12 protein-coding genes are annotated in these 17,052 nt (G+C 71.9%); 6 read left to right on the top strand and 6 right to left on the bottom strand.

The window, feature by feature from the left end; genetic code table 11:
- The 4 genes from BGM09_RS35085 to BGM09_RS35070 all read left to right on the top strand — a co-directional run.
- The coding region (locus tag BGM09_RS35085; protein WP_317453016.1) for a CbiX/SirB N-terminal domain-containing protein at positions 1–295 on the top strand (295 nt) is incomplete at its 5' end.
- A gap of 153 nt (positions 296–448) precedes the next feature.
- On the top strand, positions 449–1,699 hold the full coding sequence (locus BGM09_RS35080) for a deoxyguanosinetriphosphate triphosphohydrolase (RefSeq protein ID WP_411158408.1): 1,251 nt from the start codon (positions 449–451) through the stop codon (positions 1,697–1,699).
- Between the two features lie 279 nt (positions 1,700–1,978).
- Positions 1,979–3,241 carry an NAD(P)/FAD-dependent oxidoreductase gene (locus tag BGM09_RS35075; protein ID WP_188285789.1) on the top strand — a complete coding sequence of 421 codons (1,263 nt, stop codon included), beginning with the start codon at positions 1,979–1,981 and terminating at the stop codon, positions 3,239–3,241.
- A 19-nt stretch (positions 3,242–3,260) separates the two neighbouring features.
- Positions 3,261–3,737 carry a GNAT family N-acetyltransferase gene (locus BGM09_RS35070; RefSeq protein ID WP_223188036.1) on the top strand — a complete coding sequence of 159 codons (477 nt, stop codon included), beginning with the start codon at positions 3,261–3,263 and terminating at the stop codon, positions 3,735–3,737.
- Positions 3,738–3,754: 17 nt separating this feature from the next.
- Here BGM09_RS35070 and BGM09_RS35065 read toward each other — a convergent pair whose 3' ends face one another.
- Positions 3,755–5,668, bottom strand: coding sequence for a glycoside hydrolase family 9 protein (locus BGM09_RS35065; protein WP_188285787.1), 1,914 nt, complete (start codon positions 5,666–5,668; stop codon positions 3,755–3,757).
- Positions 5,669–5,803: 135 nt separating this feature from the next.
- Here BGM09_RS35065 and dnaG point away from each other — a divergent pair, with 135 nt between their 5' ends.
- Positions 5,804–7,753, top strand: a complete 1,950-nt coding sequence (dnaG, locus tag BGM09_RS35060; RefSeq protein ID WP_188285786.1) for a DNA primase — start codon at positions 5,804–5,806, stop codon at positions 7,751–7,753.
- A gap of 195 nt (positions 7,754–7,948) precedes the next feature.
- Positions 7,949–9,052 carry an RNA polymerase sigma factor gene (locus tag BGM09_RS35055; protein ID WP_411158407.1) on the top strand — a complete coding sequence of 368 codons (1,104 nt, stop codon included), beginning with the start codon at positions 7,949–7,951 and terminating at the stop codon, positions 9,050–9,052.
- A gap of 106 nt (positions 9,053–9,158) precedes the next feature.
- On the opposite strand, the gene BGM09_RS35050 is transcribed toward BGM09_RS35055, so the two are convergent.
- The 5 genes from BGM09_RS35050 to BGM09_RS35030 form a co-directional block, all read right to left on the bottom strand.
- The gene (locus tag BGM09_RS35050; RefSeq protein ID WP_188285785.1) at positions 9,159–10,988 is read right to left on the bottom strand and encodes a phosphatidylglycerol lysyltransferase domain-containing protein; all 1,830 of its coding nucleotides are present in this window, start codon (positions 10,986–10,988) and stop codon (positions 9,159–9,161) included.
- 84 nt (positions 10,989–11,072) lie between these two features.
- Positions 11,073–12,989: an ABC transporter ATP-binding protein gene (locus BGM09_RS35045; protein ID WP_188285795.1), complete on the bottom strand. Its 1,917-nt coding sequence runs from the start codon at positions 12,987–12,989 to the stop codon at positions 11,073–11,075.
- A 50-nt stretch (positions 12,990–13,039) separates the two neighbouring features.
- Positions 13,040–14,773: an ABC transporter ATP-binding protein gene (locus BGM09_RS35040; protein WP_188285784.1), complete on the bottom strand. Its 1,734-nt coding sequence runs from the start codon at positions 14,771–14,773 to the stop codon at positions 13,040–13,042.
- A 308-nt stretch (positions 14,774–15,081) separates the two neighbouring features.
- Positions 15,082–16,527 (bottom strand): FGGY family carbohydrate kinase, encoded by a 1,446-nt coding sequence (locus BGM09_RS35035; RefSeq protein WP_188285783.1) that lies wholly within the window; start codon positions 16,525–16,527, stop codon positions 15,082–15,084.
- Positions 16,528–16,688: 161 nt separating this feature from the next.
- Positions 16,689–16,988 carry a YtxH domain-containing protein gene (locus BGM09_RS35030; RefSeq protein WP_188285794.1) on the bottom strand — a complete coding sequence of 100 codons (300 nt, stop codon included), beginning with the start codon at positions 16,986–16,988 and terminating at the stop codon, positions 16,689–16,691.
- Between the last annotated feature and the right edge of the window lie 64 nt (positions 16,989–17,052).

Below are 17,052 nucleotides of genomic sequence, written 5' to 3'. Positions count from 1 at the left end.
GCCCGCGTACGCCTCGGCCGCCGCGCCGACCGTCGCCGAGGCCGTGGCCGCGCTCTCCGCCCGCGGCCACCGGCGGATCGCGGTCGCCTCGTACTTCACCGCCCCCGGCCGTTTCGCCGCGCAGACCTCGGCCGCCGCGCCCTGGATCGCTGCGGCCCCGCTCGGCGCGCACGACGCGATGGCCGAGCTCGTACTGCACCGGTACGACGAAGCTCTCCTGCACGACGAAGCCCGCCGGCGGGGCAGGCCACCGCTGGCTCCGGCGGCCCGGCCGCCGGTCGCGCGCCCGGTCTGACACCCTCGCCGCCCGGTCTGACACCCTCGCGTACGCCGCAGGTCGCCGGGGCCGGTTACCGTCACGGGTATGGAAGAGAAGGACCGGTCACAGCGGGCGGCATCCGCGCACCTGGGCCCGTACGAGCGGTACGGGCCCTACGGCGAGGCCGATATGGAGCGGTATGTCACGGAACCGGACAAGAGGCCGGGCCGTACGGCGTTCCAGCGCGACCGGGCGCGGGTGCTGCACTCGGCGGCGCTGCGCAGGCTGGCCGGGAAGACGCAGGTCGTGGACCCGGGCGTCAACAGCGCGGCGGCGATCGACACCAGCCCGCGCACCCGGCTGACGCACTCGCTGGAGTGCGCGCAGGTCGGCAGGGAACTGGGCGCGGCGCTCGGCTGCGACCCCGACCTGGTCGAGACGGCGTGCCTGGCGCACGACCTCGGACACCCGCCGTTCGGGCACAACGGCGAGCTGGTGCTGGCCGGATTCGCCGAGGACTGCGGCGGGTTCGAAGGCAACGCGCAGAGCCTGCGGCTGCTGACCCGCATCGAGCCGAAGAAATTCGTGCCGGACCCGGCGGGCGGCGACGCGCTGGTCAGCGTCGGCCTCAATCTCACCCGCGCCGCGCTGGACGCGGCGACCAAGTACCCGTGGGCGCGCGGCGGCCACCCCACCACACCCGGCAGCCCCAAATTCGGCGCGTACGAGGACGACCTGCCGGTCTTCGACTGGCTGCGGCAGGACGCGCCCGACGGCCGCCAGTGCTTCGAGGCGCAGGTCATGGACTGGGCCGACGACGTCGCGTATTCGGTGCACGACGTGGAGGACGGCCTCCAGGCCGGGCACATCGACCCCGGCGCGCTGACCTCCGCCCCCGAGCGCGCCGAGGTGTTCGGCTGCGCCGCCGCCCGCTATGTGCCGCCCGGCACCGACCCGGCCGAGCTGGCCGCGGCGCTCGACCGGCTGCTCGACCAACCCTGGTGGCCGCACGGCTACGACGGCACCGCGCTCGCCCAGGCGCGGCTCAAGGACGCCGCCTCCCAGCTCATCGGCCGCTTCTGCCTCGCGGCCGAGAGCGCCACCCGCGAGCGCTACGGCACCGGCCGCCTCACCCGCTACCGCGCGGAGCTCGTCGTGCCGCGCGAGCAGCGGCTCGAATGCGCCGTTCTCAAGGCGGTCGCGGACCGGTACGTCATGCAGCGCGCCGCGCAGGCCAAGCGCCGCGCCGAGCAGCGCGTGGTGATCGGCGAGCTGGCACAGCGGCTGCTGGAGCGGGCCCCCGAGGGCCTTGACCCGCAGTTCCGCGGGATCTTCGACGCCGCTCCCGACGACCGCGCCCGCCGCCGCGCGGTCGTCGACCAGATCGCCTCCCTCACCGACGCGGCGGCCACCGCCCTGCACGCGCGGCTGTACGCGTAACCGCCGGAAACGGGGCGTCCGGTACGCCGGGATACCCGCCCGGCATATGGCCGGATGCCCACTGGGCGCAGGAAGCACGAGGGGAAGGACGGCGCGGCGCTCTTCCGGACGGCCCTGACGTGCGGGACGCTCGTATGTACGCACATGCGGAACGCACAAGCAGGACGCACGAGCACCACGCACGAGCACCACGCACACAGCATCACGCTCACAGCACCGCACGACACGTACACGTACGCTCGCACACGTACCGATCGCCGACCCGCCTGGAGGGCCACCGTGGTGGACGCACACGAAACCTTCGTGATCGTCGGAGCAGGGCTCGCCGGGGCGAAGGCGGCCGAAACGCTCCGGGCCGAGGGTTTCACCGGCCGGGTGATACTGATCGGCGACGAGCGCGACCACCCCTATGAACGCCCGCCCCTGTCCAAGGGCTACCTGACCGGTGCCGACAAGCGCGACTCGGTCTTCGTGCAGAACACCGCCTGGTACGCCGAGCACGACATCGAACTGCACCTGGGCCAGCCGGTCGTGCACCTGGACCCGGCCGCCAAATTCGTCCGCCTCGGCGACGGCACGACGCTGATGTACGACAAGCTGCTGCTCGCCACCGGCTCCGAGCCGCGCCGCCTGGACATCCCGGGCACGGACCTGGCCGGGGTGCACCACCTGCGCAGGCTCGCGCACGCCGACCGGCTCAAGCACGTGCTGACCAGCCTCGGCCGGGAGAACGGCCACCTGGTGGTGGCGGGCGCGGGCTGGATCGGCCTGGAGGTCGCCGCCGCGGCCCGCGGCTACGGCGCCGAGGTCACCGTCGTGGAGTCCGCGCCGACGCCGCTGCACTCGGTGCTCGGCCCCGAACTGGGCGCGGTCTTCACCGACCTGCACGCCGAGCACGGCGTCCGCTTCCACTTCGGCGCCCGGCTCACCGAGATCACCGGCCAGGACGGCATGGTGCTCGCCGCGCTCACCGACGACGGCGAGGAGCACCCGGCGCACGACGTGCTCGCCGCGATCGGCGCCGCCCCGCGCACCGCGCTGGCCGAGACCGCGGGACTCGACCTGGTCGACCCGGCCGAGGGCGGCGGCATCGCCGTGGACGCCTCGCTGCGCACGTCGAACCCCGACATCTTCGCCGCGGGCGACGTCGCCAACGCCGAACACCCGCTGCTGGGAGGCCGGTTGCGCGTCGAGCACTGGGCGAACGCGCTGAACGGCGGCCCCGCCGCGGCCCGCGCCATGCTCGGCCGCCCGGTGTCGTACGACCGGGTCCCGTACTTCTTCTCCGACCAGTACGACCTGGGCATGGAGTTCTCGGGGAACGCGGCGCCCGGCTCGTACGACCAGGTGGTGTGCCGCGGCGATGTGGGCAAGCGGCAGTTCATCGCCTTCTGGCTGAACGAAGGTCGGGTGCTGGCGGGGATGAACGTCAATGTGTGGGACGTCACCGACCCGATCCAGCGGCTCATCCGCTCCGGCCGCGCGGTCGACCCCGAGCGGCTGTCCGATCCGGCGGTGCCACTAACCTCGTTCCTGGACTGACCAGGAAATGAGGCCCCGGATGCCCGTCGCCCGCACCGCCGTCGTACCCGTCGAGGAGATCTTCGCCCTGCGGTGGGCGGTGCTGCGGACCGGCCTGCCGCGCGAGACCGCCGTCTATCCGGAGGACTCGCGCGAGAGCACCTTCCATATCGCCGCCTACGACGAGGAGGGTGCCGTACGCGGCTGCGCGACCTTCTTCCCCGAGCCGCTGACCGGCGAGGCGGGCGAGGCGCTGGCGGGCGGAGCCGGACCCCACGCGTACCGCTTCCGCGGCATGGGCAGCGCGCCCGAGGTCCGCGGCCAGGGGTTCGGCGGCGCGGCCCTGATCGCGGGCCTGCGCGAGGCCGCGGCCCGCGGCGCCGAACTGGCCTGGTGCAACGGGCGTACGTCGGCCGCCGGTTTCTACGAGCACTTCGGCTTCACGGCGATCGGCGAGGAATTCGTCGTCGAACCGATCGGCCCGCACTACGTGTTCATCACCAAGGACCTCGCATAGACAACCGGCTGTCCCGGCTACTTCGACAGGTAGAAGGCCAGCAGCCCGGACGCGTCCATGTCCAGCGCCGGCTCCGAGCTCTGCCACGACCGCACGTCGTCCACGTACCGGCTGCCGCGCCCGTTGAAGGCGCTGTACGGGTCCGCGCCGCCGGGCGGGCACGGCCGCATCCCGTCCAGGTAGTCGCCGAGACCGTCGCTGAACTGCTCCGCGCCGTTGGGCCCGTTGACGATCGCGCCCACCTCCAGCGGTCGCGAACCGGTCAGGCTCCCCGCGAGGTTGCCCAACTCGCCCGCCGTGCACCGCGGAAAGGTCTGCCCCTGGCCGACCATGAAGGACGTGCCCCAGGCGTTCGCCCCCAGCAGCCAGTCGAGTTGTCGCACCGCGAAGCGGTCGAACGAGGTGTCGCCGGTCACCGAGCGGTAGAGCCGCGCGGTGGCCGCGAGACCCAGCGTGTGCGAGTCCGCGTCGAAGTCGTCGTAGACCGCGCCCGCGTGGAACGGGTCGGCCGCCGCCCGCCGTTGCCCGCTGGCGATCTGCCCCTTCACGTAACCGACCAGATCGGCGTACGTCACCGCCAGGCCGCTCGGGTGCCCGGCCGCCCTGATCGCCCGCGCCAGGTCGAGGTCGGCGAGCGCGCTGGTGTCGTACATGTTCAGCGTGTCCGCGCCCCCCTCGCTCTGGTGCGCCTTCGCCCAACTCGTCGCCTGCTTCAGCCAGTCCGCCCCGCGCCGGTCGTGCAGCCGCTGCGCCGCCAGCGCCAACTCGGCCCCGCCGAAGGCCAGATCGTCCTTCCAGCTCGTCTCGGGGTAGTAGCCGTACGGCACGGTGGTGACGAGCGTGCCCGGGTGGGTGTCGGCCAGGCCGTAGATCTGCGCGGCGGTGTTCAGATACGCGCGGGCCTTCGCGGGCGCGGTGGCCGCGTACCGCTGGGCGGCGAGCGCGAAGTCGGCGGCGAGCCGGCCCGCCTGGTTGGGGCTGAGCCTCGCGCCGGGAGCGCCCGCTCTGAACACCGGGCGGTTCTTCAGGAACGGATGCGTGGAGTCCTTGTCGTCCTTCTCCGGCAGCCGCCACACGTCGTGGTCGCCGACGACGCCGCCGCTGTCCGTACCGGAACCGAGGCCGACCTGGATGTACAGGGTCTTCGTCTTCCCGTCCCACATCTTGTCGAGCCAGTCCAGGCCGTGCTGCGCCTCTGCGTCGAGGGCGGAGGCCGGGCCCGCGCCGGTCTGCCGGGCGGCGATCTGGAGCGCGGCGACGGCGTACGAGGTGGTTTCGGTGAACTTCAGGTAGTCGCCCGCGTCGAACCAGCCGCCCGAGACGTCCACCGGGGCCGCTCCCGCGATCTTCTTCGGCGCGGCCGTGATCGTGTCGCCGTCGGGGTCGGTGAACGATGGCCACGCGTAGACGGCGGCGTGCGCGTCGTTGAGATGCGACGGCTTGCGCCGCAGCTGCCCGGGGATCGTCCTCGCGCCGTCGCGCTGGGCCTGGAAGAAGGCGGTGGCGTCGGCTGCGGGCCCGCCGAAGACGGCCTTCGCCGAGCCGATCGTGAAGGCGGGCGAGGTGGCGGTGGCCGCGCCGCCGACCACCAGGCGGTAGGTGCCCGCCGTGCGCACCGCGCTGAAGTCGATCGGGTAGACGGCCGGATACGCGCTGTTCCACCGGCCCAGGCTCGCCCCCGTGCTGCCGTGCGCGACGACCCGGCCGCCGCGGCCGACCAGCTTCCACGACGCCGTGCCGACCGCGCGCTTGGCCAGCAGGAACGCCTCCTTGGCGCCGCTTCCCGCGTAGCCGACCTGGTTCACCCGGACCTCGCCGGTGGTCGCGGCCTGTGCGGTGTCCGCGCCGCCCGCCAGCGACAGCGCCGCCAGCACGGCGGTCGAGGTGACAGCCGTCGCCGCGGCGGTGGTCCATCTGCGAAGCTCCGGCATGCGGCGACATCCCCCCAATAGGAAAGGTTCCTAACGATCCGCGAAGCTAGTCCTCACCCCCGCCCGGGTCAAGACCTTCGCCGCCACTGCCCGCCCCGCGCTCCGCCGCCCCACCAGCGCCGTAGACTTGCGCGAGTGGCGGGCAGGATCAGAGACGAAGACGTGAAGGCGGTACGGGACGCGGTCCCGATCGACGCCGTCGTCTCCGAATACCTCCAGCTCAAGAACGCCGGCGGCGGCAATCTCAAGGGCCTGTGCCCCTTCCACGACGAAAAATCCCCCTCCTTCCAGGTCAGCCCCTCCAAGGGCCTTTACCACTGCTTTGGCTGCGGGGAAGGCGGGGACACCCTCGCGTTCGTCATGAAGCTCGACCACCTGTCGTTCACCGAGGCTGTCGAGCGGCTGGCCGGGCAGGCTGGGATCACGCTGCGGTACGAGGAGGGCAGCCATGTCCCCGGGCGGCAGCAGGGCGAGCGGATTCGGCTGGTCGAGGCGCACAAGGCGGCCGCGCAGTTCTACGGGGAGCAACTGGGCGGGGCGGAGGCGGAGATCGGCCGGAAGTTCCTGGCCGAGCGCGGCTTCGACCAGGCGGCGGCGGAGCACTTCGGGGTCGGGTACGCGCCCGCCGGGTGGGATCACCTGGTGCGGTATCTGCGGGGGAAGGGCTTCACGGACAAGGAGCTGATCACCGCGGGGCTGGCCTCCGAGAGCCGCAGGGGCGGGGCGATCGACCGTTTCAGGGGGCGGCTGATCTGGCCGATCCGGGACATCACCGGCGAGGTGATCGGCTTCGGCGCGCGCAAGCTGCGCGAGGACGACCAGGGTCCGAAGTACCTCAACACCTCCGAGACGCCGCTCTACAAGAAGTCCCAGGTGCTGTACGGCATCGACCTGGCCAAGAAGGAGATCGCCAAGACCGGCCGGGCGGTGGTCGTCGAGGGGTACACCGACGTGATGGCCTGCCATCTCGCCGGGGTCACCACGGCCATCGCGACCTGCGGCACCTCCTTCGGCGGCGACCACATCAAGATCCTGCGCCGGCTGCTGATGGACAACTCGACCGCCGAGGTGGTCTTCACCTTCGACGGCGACGAGGCGGGCCAGAAGGCCGCGCTGCGGGCGTTCGAGGACGACCAGAAATTCGCCGCGGAGACGTCGATCGCGATCACGCCCGGCGGGATGGACCCGTGCGAACTGCGCCTCGCCGAGGGCGACGCGGCCATCCAGCGGCTGATCGACGGCCGCACCCCGCTGTTCGCCTTCGCGCTGCGCTCCATCGTGGCCCGCTACAACCTGGACACCGACGAGGGCCGGGTCGCGGCCGTGGACGCGGCGGTCGCCGTGGTCGCCGCGATCAAGAACCAGGCGCTGCGGGACCGTTACGCGATCCGGCTGGTCGGCATGGCCGGGATCGGCACGCAGTCCGAGGAGCAGTCGATCATCCGCCGGGTCCGCGCGATGGCCAGGGCCCGCGCGGCGGGCGGCGGCAGCACCGACAACCGCCCGCAGTACGGCCGTCAGGGCCAAGGCCAGGGCGGCCCGTACGCGGGCGGCGACCGGCGGTCCTCCGGCGTCCCGGCGCAGAACGCGCCGCGCGGCCCCCGCCTGGACCTGCGCAGCCCCGCCCACCGCGTCGAGCGCGAGCTGCTCAAGCTCGCCCTCCAGTACCCGAAGCTGGTCTCCCCGGCCTTCGACGCGTACGGCGAGGACGAGTTCACCGGACCGCCCTACGCCGCCGTGCGCCGGGTGATCGCCGAGGCGGGCGGCGTCGAGGCGGCCGACGGCGACTATCTCGTACGGGTCCGCGAGGCCGCGCCCGACGACACCGTACGGATGATGGTCACCGAACTGGCCGTCGAGCCGATCATGCACAAGGCGCCCGAGTTCTACGCGGGCGGTGTGCTGGTCGACGTCAGGATGAAGGCGGTGGACCGGCGCATCGCCCAAGTGCAGGCCGCACAGGCGCGGTTCGCCGCGCAGGGCGTCCCGCAGGACTCGCCCGAGGTCACCGCGTCGCTGGGCGAGCTGTGGGCGCTCCAGCAGTACGGCCAGCGGCTGCGCGAACAGGGCGCGGCGGGTCTGTAGCCGCCGCGGGCGTACGACCGGGCATATGCCTTGCGTCACCGCACGGACCTGAGCGGTGACCTTGTGTGAAAAAGGGAGCGCACGCCCCTCGTAGCGGAGCCGCGTCGTGGGCCACACTGGGTGACGGCGCCCAGGGCCTGTCCGGCAAGACGCGCTGCGAGCCCGAGGACGCGCTCACTTCTGGAGGTCGCTTCCGTGCAGACCCAGAGCCAGATCCACACCCAGATCCAGACCCTCACGACCGTGGCCGAGGTGGTGGCGATGGAGCCCCAGGCGGAACCGCCAGGGAACCTCGCGGGGTCGCGGGTGCCGGAGCAACGCGTGGTCACCGACGAGCGGGACGACGAGGACGCGGCGCCGGTACGGCGGCTGCGGGAGGAGTCCGCGGGCCCGTCCGCCGATCTCTTCCGGCAGTATCTGCGCGAGATCGGCCGTATCCCGCTGCTCACGGCGGCCGAAGAGGTGGACCTGGCCCGCCGGGTGGAGGCCGGACTCTTCGCCGAGGAGAAGCTCGGCGCCTTCCCCGACCTGGACTCGCAGCTCGCCGTCGACCTCGACCGCCTGGTGGTGCTCGGCCGGATGGCCAAGCGTCGCCTCATCGAGTCCAATCTGCGGCTGGTCGTCTCGGTCGCCAAGCGGTACATCGGCCGCGGCCTGACCATGCTCGACCTGGTCCAGGAGGGCAATCTCGGGCTGATCCGGGCGGTGGAGAAGTTCGACTACGCGCGCGGCTACAAGTTCTCGACGTACGCGACCTGGTGGATCCGCCAGGCGATGTCGCGGGCGCTGGCCGACCAGGCCAGGACGATACGGGTCCCCGTGCACGTCGTGGAGCTGATCAACCGGGTGGTGCGGGTGCAGCGGCGGCTGCTCCAGGAGCGGGGCTACGAGCCGAGCACCGAGGAGGTCGCCGCCCAGCTCGACCTGCCGGAGGAACGGGTCAGCGAGGTGCTGCGGCTGGCCCAGGAGCCGGTGTCGCTGCACGCGCCGGTCGGCGAGGAGGAGGACGTCGCGCTCGGCGACCTCATCGAGGACGGCGACGCCGCCTCGCCCGTGGAGTCCGCGGCGTTCCTGCTGCTGCGCGAGCACCTGGAAGCGGTGCTGTCCACGCTCGGCGAGCGCGAGCGCAAGGTCGTCCAGCTCCGCTACGGTCTCGCCGACGGCCGCCCCCGCACCCTGGAGGAGATCGGCCGCATCTTCGGCGTGACCCGCGAACGCATCCGCCAGATCGAGTCCAAGACCCTCAACAAGCTCCGCGACCACGCCTTCGCCGACCAGCTCCGCGGCTATCTGGACTGAGGCCCCGCCTACGGCGCGTTCCCGTACCAACGGTCCCCCCTGTCCGGGGTTTCCCTGGCGCACCCCTCGCGCAGAGGGAAACCCGAGAACCCGCGCGCGGAGAGCGCTAGCCGTCCCTGCGCAGCCGCGCCAGCGGCCTCGGCGCCACCACGAAGCCCTCGGCGCGCGCGCTCGCCAGCCCGATCCGCGGCAGATGCGCGCTCTTGGCGAAGAGCAGGAAGCGCGGCTCCCAGATGGGCCGGTACTTGGCGTTCGCGCGGTACAGCGATTCCAGTTGCCACCAGCGGGAGAAGAACATCAGGGCCGAGCGCCACAGCCGCAGCACCGGACCCGCGCCCAGCCGGGCGCCGTCCTCGAACACCGACCGGAACATCGCGAAGTTGAGCGACACCCGCTCCACGCCGACGTCGGCGGCGCGTTCGATCAAGTCGAGGACCATGAACTCGACCAGGCCGTTCTCGCTGTCCCGGTCGCGCCGCATCAGGTCCAGCGACAGCCCCTTCGGGCCCCACGGCACGAAGCTGAGCAGCGCTTTCAACTCGCCCTCGCCGTCGAGGCATTCGATCATCACGCAGTCGCCGTCGGCCGGGTCGCCGAGCCTGCCGAGCGCCATAGAGAAGCCGCGCTCGGTGGCGCCGTCCCGCCAGCGGTCCGCCGCCTCGATCAGCGCGGCCGTCTCGTCGGCCGGGATGTCGCGGTGCCGCCGGATACGGGTGGTGTAACCGGCGCGCCGCACCCGGTTGTAAGCCTGCCGCACGCCGCGCATCGCCCGGCCGTCCAGGGTGAACTCGTCGGTCTCGACGATGGCTTCGTCGCCCAGCTCCAGCGCGTCCAGTCCGTGCCGGGCGTAGACCGTGCCGCCCTCCTCGCTGGCGCCCATCACGGCGGGGATCCAGGCGTGGTCGCGGGTCTCCACCAGCCAGGCGTCGATGGCGCCGGGCCATGCCTCGACGTCGCCGATCGGGTCGCCGGAGGCCAGGGCCACACCGCCGACCACGCGGTAGGCGACGGCGGCCTTGCCGCTGGGCGAGAAGATGACGGACTTGTCGCGGCGCAGCGCGAAGTAGCCGAGCGAGTCGCGGGCGCCGTGCCGGGCGAGCAGTTCGCGCAGCCGGTCCTCGTCGTCGCGGCTCTGGAGGTCCCGGCCGCGCGGGGAGCGGAAGAGCGCGTAGAGCACGGCGAGCAGCAGGCCCAGGCCCGCCAGGTTGAGACCGCTGCTGACCCACGGGCTGATGTGCAGATTCGGCTCGATGTCGGAGTCGCGGCTCAGCGTCGTCAGCCGCAGCGCCACGTACCAGACGCGGTCGCCGACGCTGGCGCGCTCCGGGCCGACGGCCGTGACCAGGGTGGTGCCGACCAGGACCGACAGCAGCGCGCCGACGCCGAGGACGGCGAGCGCGAGCTGCGGGTTGGTGCGGTCGCCCTTGCCGTGGAATTCGCGGCGGCCGAGCGCGCCGAAGCACAGCACGGTCAAAGTGAGCGCGGTGGACACCCAGTTGAACGGGTGCCGCCGCAGGTCGTCGTAGCACAGCGCCCACACCGACAGGGCCGCGTAGCCGCCGCACAGCGCCATGAAGACGATCCACGCCACGCGCTTGTGGCGGGCCAGCATCATGGCCATGAAGAGCGTCGCGGCGGCCGAGCCGAAGCCCGCGAAGAGCATGAACGGGGTGAACAGCTCACCGGTGTTGTGGTTCGACATCTCCTGACGGATCGTCAGGGAGACGGCGGACAGCAGATCGACGACGCCGATCACCCGCAGATACCAGATCGGCACCCGCGCGCTGCGCCGGGCCAGCGTCGAGGTCTCGCGCCGCGCGGGGCAGCGCACCGGGTCGGAACCGCCCGGTCGTCCCTGCCTCGGCCCGTCGCCTGCACCCGGGCCCGTACCCGTACCCGTACCCGTTCCCGACGGTGCGCTGGTCGCGCTGCTCATTGCTTCTGCCCTTCCCGAGACACGGCGGCACAGGCTACCAACGCCCCGCGCCGCCGTATCCGCTGGTTCCCGAGACCCGTGGTCTCAGTCGACCTCCGCCACGGCCTGCGCGAACTGCGCCGCGTACAGCCGCGCGTACGCTCCCTCGGACGCCAACAGCTCGTCGTGCGTGCCCTGTTCGACGATCGCGCCGGACTCCATCACCAAGATGACGTCGGCGTCGCGGATCGTGGACAGCCGGTGCGCGATGACGAAGCTGGTACGGCCGTGGCTGAGTTTGGCCATCGCCCGCTGGATCAGCACCTCGGTACGGGTGTCGACGGAGCTGGTCGCCTCGTCCAGTACCAGGATCGTCGGATCGGACAGGAACGCCCGCGCGATGGTGATGAGTTGTTTCTCACCCGCGCTGACCCCCGCGCCCTCGTCGTCGATCACCGTGTCGTAGCCCTCGGGCAGCGTGCGGATGAAGCGGTCCGCGTGCGCGGCGCGCGCCGCCTCCTCGATCTGCTCGGCGCTCGCCCCCTCGCTGCCGTAGCCGATGTTCTCCGCGATCGTGCCGCCGAACAGCCAGGTGTCCTGGAGGACCATGCCGATCGAGGAGCGCAGCTCCTCGCGGGAGAGCGTGGCCACATCGGTGCCGTCCAGGGTGATCCGGCCGCCGGACACCTCGTAGAACCGCATCAGCAGATTGACCAGCGTGGTCTTGCCCGCGCCGGTCGGGCCGACGATCGCGACCGTGTGACCCGGCTCCACCGTCAGCGACAGACGGTCGATCAGCGGCTTGTCCGGGTCGTAGCGGAAGCTCACGTCCTCCAGCGCGACCCGGCCCCGCACCGGCACCCGGGCGCCCCGCGTCGCCGGCTCCGCCGACTGCTCCTCGGCGTCGAGCAGTTCGAAGACCCGTTCGGCCGACGCGATGCCGGACTGGATCAGGTTCGACATGCTCGCCACCTGCGTCAGCGGCTGGCTGAACTGCCGCGAGTACTGCACGAACGCCTGGACGTCACCGATGGACAGCGCGCCCGACGCGACCCGCAGGCCACCGACGACGGCCACCAGCACGTAGTTCAGATTGCCGATGAACATCATCATCGGCTGGATCGTGCCGGAGATGAACTGCGCCTTGAAGCCCGAGCGGTACAGCGCCTCGTTCTGCTCCTCGAAGGCCGCCGCCGACTCCTGCGCGCGCCCGAAGACCTTCACCAGCGAGTGGCCGGTGTACATCTCCTCGATGTGCGCGTTGAGCTTGCCGGTGGTCTTCCACTGCTGGATGAACTGCGGCTGCGCGCGCTTGCCGACCCGCGTGGCCACCAATAGCGTCACCGGCACGGTGACCAGCGCGATCAGCGCCAGCAGCCAGGAGATCCAGAACATCATGGCCAGCACGCCCACGATGGTCAGCAGCGAGTTCACCAACTGGCCCATGGTCTGCTGCATCGTCTGGCCGATGTTGTCGATGTCGTTGGTGGCCCGGCTCAGCACCTCGCCGCGCGGCTGCCGGTCGAAGTACGACAGCGGCAGTTTCGCCAGCTTGTCCTCGACGTCGGAGCGCATCCGGAACATCGCCCGGTTGATCACCTTGGTCGCGGTCCGCATCTGGAAGACGCTGAAGACGGACGCGGCCACGTACACCGCGAGGACCACCAGCAGCACCTTGCCGATGGCGTCGAAGTCCATGCCCTGGCCCGGCGTGAAGCCGATGCCCTTGAGCATGTCGGCGACCCGGCCGTCACCGTGCGCGCGCAGCGTGTCGAGCGCCTGCTGCTTGGTGCCGCCGTGGAACCGCCGTCCGATCACCCCGGCGAAGATCAGGTCGGTGGCGTGGCCGAGGATGCGCGGCCCGGTCACCGCGAGCGCGACGCTCGCCGTGCCGAGCACCAGCACCAGCCAGAGCAGGAAACGGTCGGGACGCATCAGACCCAGCAGCCGCTTCAGCGACCCGCCGAAGTCCATCGGCTTCTCGACCGGGCCGCCGCTCATGAAGCGCGCGGGCCCGCCCATCGGCCGCGGCGGGCGCTGCGCGGCGGCGGGCTTGTGCTCGTCGTCGCTCATCAGGCGGCCTCGGCTTCCGTGAGCTGGGACAGGACGATCTCCCGGTAGGTCTCGTTGCCGGACATCAGCTCGGTGTGCGTGCCGGTGCCGACGACCCGGCCCTCGTCCAGGACGACGATCCGGTCCGCGTCACGGATGGTGGACACCCGCTGGGCGACGATCAGCACGGTCGCGGCGGCGGTCTCACGCAGCAGCGCGCGGCGCAGCGCCGCGTCCGTCGCGTAGTCCAGCGCCGAGAAGGAGTCGTCGAAGAGGTAGATCTCCGGCTTGCGGACCAGGACCCGCGCGATGGCCAGGCGCTGCCGCTGCCCGCCGGAGACGTTGCTGCCGCCCTGCGCGACGGGCGCGTCGAGCCCGCCGTCGAGTCGCTCCACGAAGTCCTTGGCCTGCGCCACCTCCAGCGCGTGCCACAGTTCCTCGTCGGTGGCGTCCGGTTTGCCGTACCGCAGGTTGGACGCGACGGTGCCGGAGAACAGGTACGGCTTCTGCGGTACGAGGCCGACGGTCTCGGCCAGCAGCGCGGGGGCCAGTTCCGCGACGTCCTCGCCGTCGACCAGCACCCGGCCGCCCGTCGCGTCGTACAGCCGCGGGATCAGGCCGAGCAGCGTCGACTTGCCGCTGCCGGTGGAGCCGATGATCGCGGTCACCTCGCCGGGCCTGGCGACCAGGCTGACACCGCGCAGGACGGCCGCCTCGGCGCCGGGGTAGGCGAATTCGACGTCGGTCAGCTCCAGGTCGCCGTGGCGGCGCAGGGCCGTGACGGGCGCTAGTGGCGGTACGACGCTGGACTCGGTGCCCAGCACCTCCTCGATGCGCTCGGCGCAGACCTCGGCGCGCGGCACCATCATGAACATGAAGGTGGCCATCATGACCGACATCAGGATCTGCATCAGATAGCTCAGGAACGCCGTCAGGGCGCCGATCTGCATCCCGCCGCTGTCGATGCGGTGCGCGCCGAACCACAGCACGGCGACGCTGGAGATGTTCACCACGCCCATCACCAGCGGGAACATCAGCGCCATCAGCTTTCCGGTGGCCAGCGACACATCGGTCAGACTGTCGTTGGCCTCGGCGAAGCGGCGCTGCTCGTAGTCGTCCTTGACGAAGGCGCGGATCACGCGGATGCCGGTGATCTGCTCGCGCAGCACCCGGTTCACGGTGTCGACGCGGGTCTGCATCGTGCGGAACAGCGGGCGCATCCTGCGGATGATCAGGCTGATCACGATGCCCAGCAGCGGCACCACGGCCAGCAGCAGCGACGACAGCGGCACGTCCTGGCCGAGCGCCATGATGATGCCGCCGACGCACATGATCGGCGCGGACACCATCAGCGTGAACGTCAGCAGCACCAGCATCTGCACCTGCTGCACGTCATTGGTGGTGCGGGTGATGAGCGACGGCGCCCCGAACTGCCCGACCTCGCGGGCCGAGAAGCTCTGCACCCGGTCGAAGACCGACGCGCGGATGTCACGGCCGACCGCCATCGAGGTCCGGGCGCCGAAGAAGACCGCGCCGATCGCGCAGCAGACCTGGACGACGGTCACCCCGATCATGACGCCGCCCAGCTCCACGATGTAGCCGGTGTCGCCCTTCACCACTCCGTTGTCGATGATGTCGGCGTTGAGCGTGGGCAGGTAGAGGGTGGCTATGGTCTGGACGAGTTGGAGCAGTACCAAGAGACCGATGGGTCGCTTGTACGGGCCCAGGTGGGCCCGCAGGAGTCTGATCAGCACACTGAAACCTCGGTGTCGGCGGTACGGGCGCCGCGTCCCCGGCGGGACGTACGCAGGCGGCGGAAGGCGCGTACGGAGACGCGGCGCGGGGGAGGGGACGTTGCCCCGGCCCGCCGAGCTTTGCCCGCCCTTTGCCCGTCTTGATCGGCGGAGAATCTTATCTTCCGACACCGCCGGGCCGCACGGGATTAAGTCGCGCGGGATTAAGTCGCGCGGGATGAAGCCGCATGGGACTAAGCCGCACGGGATGAAGCTGCATGGGACTAAGCCGCACGGGATGAAGCCGCACGGGATGAAGCCGCATGGGATCAAAGCGACGCAAAAGCCCCCGGGTGAGTCTGCTCGCGCACCGCGACGTACTGCTGACGCACCGCTGACCCCACGGCGGAGTCGTCGCCCGGCTCCAGCAGTTGGGTGGCCGCCTCGGCCCACGGCGGCGGCTCGGTCTGCGACTGCGAGCCGAGGACCACGCCCAGCGACCAGGCGGCCTGCCGCGCCGCGCCCAGCGCCGCGTACTCGGCGGCCGGCGGCACGACGACCTGCGTGCCGAACAGCGCGGGCGCGATGGCCCGCACCGCGGGCAGCTCGCCCGCCGCGCCCAGCAGGAACACCCGGCGCACCTCGACGCCCTTGTTGCGCAGCACGTCCAGCGCGTCCGTCAGCCCGCACAGCATGCCCTCGAAGGCGGCCCGCGCCAGGTGCTCCGGCTTCATCGAGTCGCGCCGCAGCCCGGCCAGCGTCCCCGCGGTGTGCGGCAGATCGGGCGTCCGCTCGCCCTCCAGATACGGCAGCAGCACCAGCCCGTACGCGCCGGGCGTCGACTGGAGCGCGAGCTCGGACAGCCCGGCCAGGTCGGTGCCCAGCAGATCGGCGGTGCCGCGCAGCGTACGGACCGCGTTGCGCACCTGCACCACCGGCAGATGGCGGCCGGTCGCGTCGGCGAAGGCGGTGACCGTACCCGTCGGGTCCTTCAGCGCCTCGTGGTGCACGGCGAAGACGGTGCCCGCCGCGCCCAGGGAGACCACCGCGTCGCCGGGGCCGAGACCGAGGCCCAGCGCGGCGGCCATGTTGTCGCCGGTGCCCGCGGAGATCAGCAGGCCCTCGGGGGTCTGTCCCGCGGGTTCCGCGGGGGCCAGCACGTCGGGGAGCGCCACCTGGTGGCCGAGCGCCCGCTCGACCAGATCCGTGCGGTACTCGCCGGTGGCCGCCGACCAGTAGCCGGTGCCCGAGGCGTCGCCGCGGTCGGTCGTACGGCGCGCGGGCCGCCCCAGCAACTGCCACACCAGCCAGTCGTGCGGGAGCAGCACCTGGGCTATGCGCTTGGCCGTCTGCGGTTCGTGCTGCGCGATCCAGCGCAGCTTGGCCACCGGATACGCGGCCTGCGGCACCGAGCCGACCGCCTCGGCCCACCCGGCGGCCCCGCCCAGCTCGTCGGTGAGGTCCACGGCCTGCGCCTGCGCCCGCTTGTCACCGCGCAGCAGCGCCGGGCGTACGGTCACCCCGCCCGCGTCCAGGGCCAGCAGCCCGTGCTGCTGCCCGGAGATGCCTATCGCCTGCACCCCTTCGAGGACGCCGTCCTTGGCCGCCTCGCCCAGCGACAGCAGCCACGCCTGCGGGTCGATCTCGGTCGGCTTCTCGCCGTCGTCCAGAGGGTGCGGCGCATGGCCCTGCCTGAGTACCGCCCCGGTCTCGCTGTCGCACACGACGACGGTCGTACCGGTGGTGGAGCTGTCTATGCCCGCGACTTTCCCCATGGACGAGATGATGCCGCACGAGGGGCGGACGCGGGGTGACAGCTGTGCATCAGGTTGCGTCAGGTGTTCGAGAAGCGGGCGGGGTAGGGGCCGGGTACGGGCCGGGGTAGGGGCCGCGGTAGGGGCCGGGACGTTTCCGGACGTCTTTCCACCCGCGCCCGTCAGGTGTTGGAGGTGCCCCAGTCGTCCTCGGGCGGCGCGCTGCGGTCGCGCAGTGCCTTCACCCGCTCGGTCACCGACTCCGGCAGCCGGTCGCCGACCTTCGCCGTCACCGTGTCCGCGGCCTTCACCGCGGCGCTCCTGCCGGTCTGCGCGGCGCTCTCCGCCGCGTTGCGCACCGCCGGGTTCTGCGCGACGCGCTGCGCGCTCTTGCGCAACTGCTCGTACCGCTCGCGCCCGGCGCGCGCGCCGAACACATAGCCGACGACGGCTCCACTGATGAACGTCAGCCGGTAGCGCATGGGCTCCACCCTCTCTCCGTCGGACACGTCAGGCATGGGAGGCACTGGACAAGTCGGGCCGAGG

Origin of the sequence: Streptomyces sp. CBMA29, assembly GCF_014596445.1 — a bacterium.
Taxonomy (GTDB): Bacteria; Actinomycetota; Actinomycetes; order Streptomycetales; family Streptomycetaceae; genus Actinacidiphila.
Note: the sequence above shows the minus strand (reverse complement) of the source record. Positions and strands in the feature narration are given on the sequence as shown.

What these genes read in the sequence shown, in the direction of transcription:
- BGM09_RS35065 (WP_188285787.1), bottom strand. Translation starts at nt 5,668, where the DNA reads ATGCCGGAGCTTCGCAGATGGACCACCGCCGCGGCGACGGCTGTCACC.
- BGM09_RS35035 (WP_188285783.1), bottom strand. Translation starts at nt 16,527, where the DNA reads ATGGGGAAAGTCGCGGGCATAGACAGCTCCACCACCGGTACGACCGTC.
- BGM09_RS35030 (WP_188285794.1), bottom strand. Translation starts at nt 16,988, where the DNA reads ATGCGCTACCGGCTGACGTTCATCAGTGGAGCCGTCGTCGGCTATGTG.
- BGM09_RS35080 (WP_411158408.1), top strand. Translation starts at nt 449, where the DNA reads ATGGAGCGGTATGTCACGGAACCGGACAAGAGGCCGGGCCGTACGGCG.
- BGM09_RS35045 (WP_188285795.1), bottom strand. Translation starts at nt 12,989, where the DNA reads ATGGGCGGGCCCGCGCGCTTCATGAGCGGCGGCCCGGTCGAGAAGCCG.
- BGM09_RS35070 (WP_223188036.1), top strand. Translation starts at nt 3,261, where the DNA reads ATGCCCGTCGCCCGCACCGCCGTCGTACCCGTCGAGGAGATCTTCGCC.
- BGM09_RS35050 (WP_188285785.1), bottom strand. Translation starts at nt 10,988, where the DNA reads ATGAGCAGCGCGACCAGCGCACCGTCGGGAACGGGTACGGGTACGGGT.